At 34.7% G+C, this 5,998-nt stretch carries 9 protein-coding genes; 7 read left to right on the forward strand and 2 right to left on the reverse strand.

Features of this window, described 5'->3' with window-relative positions; all coding sequences use genetic code 11:
• The 5 genes from OEZ61_RS07710 to OEZ61_RS07730 form a co-directional block, all read left to right on the forward strand.
• A partial coding sequence (locus OEZ61_RS07710) for a hypothetical protein (protein WP_290047309.1) occupies window positions 1-455 on the forward strand: 455 nt, incomplete at its 5' end.
• A 1-nt stretch (window position 456) separates the two neighbouring features.
• Window positions 457-1,281 carry a GH25 family lysozyme gene (locus tag OEZ61_RS07715; protein ID WP_290047310.1) on the forward strand — a complete coding sequence of 275 codons (825 nt, stop codon included), beginning with the start codon at window positions 457-459 and terminating at the stop codon, window positions 1,279-1,281.
• A 446-nt stretch (window positions 1,282-1,727) separates the two neighbouring features.
• Complete coding sequence (locus OEZ61_RS07720; protein ID WP_041152368.1) at window positions 1,728-2,873, forward strand: family 20 glycosylhydrolase; 1,146 nt, start codon at window positions 1,728-1,730, stop codon at window positions 2,871-2,873.
• Between the two features lie 103 nt (window positions 2,874-2,976).
• Window positions 2,977-4,143: a hydroxymethylglutaryl-CoA synthase gene (locus OEZ61_RS07725; protein WP_290047312.1), complete on the forward strand. Its 1,167-nt coding sequence runs from the start codon at window positions 2,977-2,979 to the stop codon at window positions 4,141-4,143.
• 9 nt (window positions 4,144-4,152) lie between these two features.
• Complete coding sequence (locus OEZ61_RS07730) at window positions 4,153-4,593, forward strand: nucleoside 2-deoxyribosyltransferase (RefSeq protein WP_290047314.1); 441 nt, start codon at window positions 4,153-4,155, stop codon at window positions 4,591-4,593.
• On the opposite strand, the gene lexA is transcribed toward OEZ61_RS07730, so the two are convergent.
• Window positions 4,590-5,225, reverse strand: a complete 636-nt coding sequence (gene lexA, locus OEZ61_RS07735; protein ID WP_290047316.1) for a transcriptional repressor LexA — start codon at window positions 5,223-5,225, stop codon at window positions 4,590-4,592. The genes OEZ61_RS07730 and lexA overlap by 4 nt on opposite strands.
• An 86-nt stretch (window positions 5,226-5,311) precedes the next feature.
• Here lexA and OEZ61_RS07740 point away from each other — a divergent pair, with 86 nt between their 5' ends.
• Both OEZ61_RS07740 and OEZ61_RS07745 read left to right on the forward strand, forming a co-directional pair.
• Entirely contained in the window at window positions 5,312-5,569 is a 258-nt protein-coding gene (locus OEZ61_RS07740) for a DUF896 domain-containing protein (RefSeq protein WP_034531709.1), read from the forward strand.
• A 70-nt stretch (window positions 5,570-5,639) separates the two neighbouring features.
• A complete protein-coding gene (locus OEZ61_RS07745) occupies window positions 5,640-5,858 on the forward strand; it encodes a YneF family protein (RefSeq protein WP_034531707.1) in 219 nt (72 codons plus the stop codon).
• A gap of 42 nt (window positions 5,859-5,900) precedes the next feature.
• Here OEZ61_RS07745 and OEZ61_RS08280 read toward each other — a convergent pair whose 3' ends face one another.
• Window positions 5,901-5,993, reverse strand: coding sequence for an IS3 family transposase (locus OEZ61_RS08280; protein WP_080719905.1), 93 nt, complete (start codon window positions 5,991-5,993; stop codon window positions 5,901-5,903).
• Window positions 5,994-5,998: the final 5 nt, after the last annotated feature.

A 5,998-nucleotide genomic window follows, 5' to 3' on the forward strand; every position in this document is an offset into this window, starting at 1 on the left:
TTTATGTAGTTAGCATGCTTACACCATATTTCAAATCATTAGCAAAGAACACAAAACTAAATCATTTAGCTAGTCGTTCAGCTTACATTTTGGAAGAAGCAAAAGAAATTGTTGCACCAATTGCTAATGAAGTTGGTTTAGCAAATTCAGATAGAAGAGAAAAAGCAGTTGATAAGTTGTATGCTTTCTTAACTGAACACAAGATTAACGTCAAGCGTAATGATTTATATGCAGTGGTTGAAACTGCTTACCAATACATGAAGCAACACGGTTACTTAAATGATAAGCAACCTATCGCAACCCCTGCTCCAGAAGATTTAACAAAAGATGAATTAAACGCATTAACACCTAATGCAGATGCATTTGAAGATAAATCAGTTATTCAAAATGAACAAGCAGAACAACAAATAGATCAACAACAAGAACAACAACAAAACACTAAAGAAGGTGAATAATATGGCTTGGAAAACAATTTCTGATATTTCAAGTTATCAATCAGATAGCTTAGCTTTCATGAATCAATTAAAGTCTAATGGAATTAACGGTTTAATGGTTAAGCTAACTGACGGTACAACATATTTAAACCCCAAATCAGGTAATCAAGTTGGGAATGGCTTAAAAACATTTAAGACGGTCGGTTTATACCACTATTACCAAGGTTCACCAACCGCTGAAGCTAACTACTTCATTAAATGGGTTAAAGCTTTTGGGATGGATGCATCTACACCATTAGCAATTGACGTTGAAGACCCATCTTTGTATGGTGACATTACTTCACAAATCAACACCTTTTTATCGATTGTTAAAGCAAATGGATACAAGTGTCGTGTGGTTTACGGTAGTGCATCGTGGTTTAACAGCGGTAAGATTGCATATGCTAGACTATCCGATAAAAATATTTGGGTAGCTAGTTATGGTTCATCTCAACCCGGCGTAGATAACTCCAACGCTTGGCAATTTACTGATAATTACAAAGGTTTGCACGTTGATGCGTCTTACGATTTTGACGGAACATTGACCGGCGAAAGATTTACCAGCGTTGTAAAACCAGCAACGCCTGCAAATAAGGCAAGTGCATTCGTTACTGATGGACGCTTATTCTATTCTGAAACTGGCGTGAATGTATACCACGATCAAAAGTTATCGAGCCAACGCAGAGTCCGCTGGGGCAAAGGTTCACAATTCTACGGAACTGTTGTCAAAGATGGCAATAGATACAGAATTAAAACCGCAGTCGGCTATGTTTCATCGTATAAGGACTGGGTAAAGAAAGTTGAATAATAAAAAGCCTAGCAGTCATTTTGATTGCTAGGCTTTTTTGTTTCTACCATTATATGTATATTCTATTATGTATAACCGTCCCCATTTTTAAAACTACGTCAAAAACTACGTCATTTTAAAAATATGTGTATGTTAAATCTATGTGAATGCTGTTGTTACTGTGTTTTATAAAAAATAGGTCTCGATACCTGTACTCTCCTTTTGATACTTTCATGATCATAAATGTAAAATAAAAAGCACCTTACTATACAGATAGTAGGGGGCTTTTTATTTAGGTATTTCAATTTAAACTATATATCTTCTATTTAAATTAGATTTAAGATTAAAACATTATTATTAACATGTAACTATTTCATAATGATTACAAAATATGAAAATAGATAGATTTATGAAATTTTAATGCTATACTAAAAAATATAATAATCGCAAAGAAAAGAGTGGTGATTATGCCGAAAAAAAGATATTTAATCCTAGGAGCAGTCCTTGCTCTAATTTTGATTTTTGTTCAAATGGGTTCACTTTCTAAAAAGACCCTAGCAGCAACTAATAACAATACCAAACGCATTGGCTTGTCATTGGATTGTTCAAGAACATACTACGCACCATCAACAATCAAGAAGTACATTAATTTACTTAAAAAAGATCACGGTACATATCTTCAACTTCACTTAAATGATAATGAAAGATATGGTGTTGAAAGTTCTACTTTGGGTCAAACCGTTAAGAACTCATACGAAAAAAATGGTGTTTACTACAACAAAAAGACTAAGAGAGCGTTTTTAACCAAGGATCAATTATTAGATATCATTCAATATGGTTACATGAATGGTATTGAAGTTATTCCAGAAATTGACCTTCCTGGTCATGATCAATCAATCATTAAACTTCTTTCATACACATCTGCTGGTAAGAAGTTAGCTAAACAATTGGATAACAAAGATGGTTATAACGAAATGTACTACCACAAGAAGGTGACTCTAGATTTTTCTAAGAAACTTTTGAGTGAATACGTTGGATTATTACCAAAGGGATACCACATTATTGTTGGTGCCGATGAAATCACCATCAATAATCGTAGTGATCAAAATGCTGCTGTTAAATACATTAATGCAATTGATGATTACGTTAAACAACATAATTTAAAACTTGAAATGTGGAATGATAGTTTCCATAAAGCTGTTTTAAACAAGTATCACAAGGATATTTTGATTAATTACTGGAGTTTAACTGGTGAGGTTAGTTCAAGTAAGGACCGTAAGGATAACATCAGAATGCGTGCCACTTTGCCTGAACTAAACAAGGCCGGATTTAAGACAATCAACTACAATAATTACTACCTATACATGATTACAGATCCTACTTCATTCACAAAAGAATCCAAGAAGATTTGGACTAGCGAATTTAAGAAGTGGAAGATGAGCATGTGGAATGACCAATCCAAGAAGAATCTTGCTAAGAGCAAGAACAATATTGGAGCGGCATTCTCAATCTGGGGTGAATATCCTAACCAATACACAGGTGAACAAACCTACCAAAAAACTTACTACTATGCTGATGCATTCTTAAAGGCAAAGAAGCAATTTGAAAAATAAAAAGACGCACTTAACGGTGCGCCTTTTTGTTATTTCTTTTGTGAAGAATGTTGTTTCATAGTACAATTAAAATAATATTTATATGAAAGTGTGGATTATCATTATGAATGTTGGAATTGACAAGATGAGTTTTTACTCATCAGATATGTATTTAGATATGGTCGATCTAGCTAACGCTAGAAACGAAGACCCAAACAAGTATTTGATTGGAATTGGCCAAAAGAAACAAGCTGTAATTCCAAATACCCAAGATGTTGTCACAATGGCAGCAAATGCTTGTAACAAGATTATTGATGATGATAATCGTAAAAAAATTGATTTAATTATTTTTGGAACAGAAACAGGGGTAGATAACTCCAAATCTGCCGCTATTTACTTACAAAACATGTTAGGTTTAAACCGTCGAGCTCGTGCTTTTGAAATCAAGCAAGCTTGTTATGGTGCAACCGCTGGTCTTCAAATGGCCAAAGAATATGTGCAAAACCATCCTGAAAGACAAGCCCTAGTAATTGGTGCCGATATTGCTAGATACGGTATTAGGACACCTGGTGAAGTTACTCAAGGTGGGGGTGCCGTTGCCATGGTAATTTCTGCCAATCCTTCAATTGCCGAATTCGATAGCCCAAGCACATTCTATTCTGATGATGTAATGGACTTCTGGAGACCATTGTACAGAACAGAAGCCGTTGTTGATGGTCATTATTCAAACGATGTTTACGTTGATTTCTTCAAGAAGACATGGGATGAATATAAGGAAATCACTGGTCAAACCATTTCTGATTTTAAGGCAATGACATTCCATTTACCTTATCCAAAGATGGGGATTAAGGCACTAAGATCAATCATTGATGAAGCCGATGAAGAACAACAAGCTAACTTGAAGAAAGAATTCGAACTAGGTCGAATCTACAACGAAAATGTTGGTAACCTATACACCGGTTCATTGTACTTGAACTTCCTATCATTAATTAATAACTCAGATGATTTACAATCTGGTGATCGTATTGCGTTATTCAGTTATGGTTCAGGTGCACAGGGTGAATTCTTCCCAATGAAACTAAAGGATAACTTCAGAAACGATGAATTAGCCAAGTCATTAGATGATGCTTTGAAGTCAAGAAAACAAGTTTCTGTTGAAGAATACGAAGAAATCTTTACTAACTGGATTCCAATCGCTGATGGTGATATCAAGTTGGATACTAGTAATGATAAGGCGGAATTTTTCCTTGAAGGGGTAAAAGACCACCAAAGAATTTATGGAAGAAAGTAGGAGACTGACATGAAATTATATTTAGCAGGACCATTTTTTGATGATGAGCAAATTGACCGTATTCAAAGAATTGAAAAGGCATTGGATAACAATCCTTCGGTTTCAGAATACTTTAGCCCAAGAAACTCAAATGTAAATGACGGGGCAGAAATTGGTAGTAGCCAATGGTCTAAAGATGTTTTCCAACTTGATGTGGATGAAATAAAAAAAGCTGATGCCGTTATCGCGATTATCGACTTTGTAGACGACAATGTTGACAGCGGTACAGCTTTCGAAATTGGGTACGCTTATGCAATTGATAAACCAGTTGTTTTATTCCATGAAAAAGATGCGATTGTTAACTTGATGTTATCAAACGGATCTAAGTCATATCTAACAAAGGTATCCGATGTTGAAAAGTTTGATTTCAAAGAAATGCCTGAATATCACTACGAAGGTGAGGTATTTTAAAAAATACTGTCACGGTATAATCCGACAACCTTACCAACGATTGATACTTGATTCAATATGATTGGAGCTAAGTTATCGTTTTCAGGTTGTAAACGATAGTGATCAGATTCCTTGAAGAATCGTTTGCAAGTGACTTCGTTTTCATCAGTCATTGCAATAACGATATCACCATTTTCAGCAGTTGATTGCTTTTTAACGATGACTTTATCACCGTTTAAAATACCGATGTTGATCATACTTTCACCTTGAATGACTAACATGAAAACATCATCTGAGTTTTCGTATTGGTCAGGCATTGAGAAGTATTCGGATGTATCTTCAACCGCTAGGATTGGTTCACCAGCAGCAACGGTACCTAAAACAGGGATTTCACCAGGGTGTGTATTAACACCAATTTTCTTAAGACCATCTTCGGTGATTTCAAGTGCTCTTGGTTTAGCAGGGTTTTTAACGATAAACCCCTTCTTTTCAAGGCGACTTAAATGACCATGGACGGTTGATGTGGATGAAAGATTAACGGCTTCACCTATTTCTCTTACTGTAGGAGGATAGCCTTGGCTATTGATTCTTTTCCAGATAAATTCTAAAATAGCTAATTGTTTAGAAGTCTTTTCTTCTTTTGAAAAAGTCACATAAATACCCCGTTTCTTGTAATATAATAGCTTTAATATAGCATAACGGGAAAATAAAAACAAATGTTCGCAAAGGAGATAATTAAATGTCAGAAGCAGAAGATCCAATTTTAAAGAAACTTATTCCACGTATTAATGAATTAGCACACAAAGCTAAGGAAAGTGGATTGACTAAGGAAGAAGAAGCTGAAAGAGCTGACCTTAGAAAACAATACCTAAAACGCTTTAAAGAAAACATGAGAAGCCAAATTGAAATGGTTCAAGTTTTCAATAAAGAAGGTAAAGAAGTTACACCAGAAAAGGTTAAGGAAGTTCAACGTAAAAAAGGTTTACGTGACGATTAAAACTTTTTTTGAATTTAATAATTAAGTTGTGTAAAATTAATAATAGTAACTAACGGGAGGAGGAAGAATTATGTCAACATTCTTATGGATTATCCTAATTCTTTTAGCTTTAATCGTAGGTTTGATCGGTGGATTCTTCATGGCACGTAAGTACATGGAAAAATATCTTAAAGATAATCCCCCAATTAACAAGGATCAATTAAGAGCAATGATGCTACAAATGGGTCAAAAACCTTCAGCTAAGAAGTTAAATCAAATGATGAACAGTATGAAGGCTAACGCCAAATAAATAAAAAAAGACTTGACCTGAACCCCTAAAATTGGAAGATGGTTATGCTATTTTCTGGGAGGAATTGATCCGGTATTCAACCGGTGACATTCCTCCCAGTTTTTGTTTTATACGATAATTGTTGTAATAAGATATATATT

The sequence above is a fragment of the Apilactobacillus sp. EABW-1NA genome (assembly GCF_030398685.1).
Lineage (GTDB): Bacteria > Bacillota > Bacilli > Lactobacillales > Lactobacillaceae > Apilactobacillus > Apilactobacillus waqarii.

Bases quoted from the DNA above. Each gene is read 5' to 3' on its own strand.
- OEZ61_RS07715 (WP_290047310.1), top strand. From the start codon at position 457: ATGGCTTGGAAAACAATTTCTGATATTTCAAGTTATCAATCAGATAGC.
- OEZ61_RS07720 (WP_041152368.1), top strand. From the start codon at position 1,728: ATGCCGAAAAAAAGATATTTAATCCTAGGAGCAGTCCTTGCTCTAATT.
- OEZ61_RS07725 (WP_290047312.1), top strand. From the start codon at position 2,977: ATGAATGTTGGAATTGACAAGATGAGTTTTTACTCATCAGATATGTAT.
- OEZ61_RS07730 (WP_290047314.1), top strand. From the start codon at position 4,153: ATGAAATTATATTTAGCAGGACCATTTTTTGATGATGAGCAAATTGAC.
- OEZ61_RS07740 (WP_034531709.1), top strand. From the start codon at position 5,312: ATGTCAGAAGCAGAAGATCCAATTTTAAAGAAACTTATTCCACGTATT.
- OEZ61_RS07745 (WP_034531707.1), top strand. From the start codon at position 5,640: ATGTCAACATTCTTATGGATTATCCTAATTCTTTTAGCTTTAATCGTA.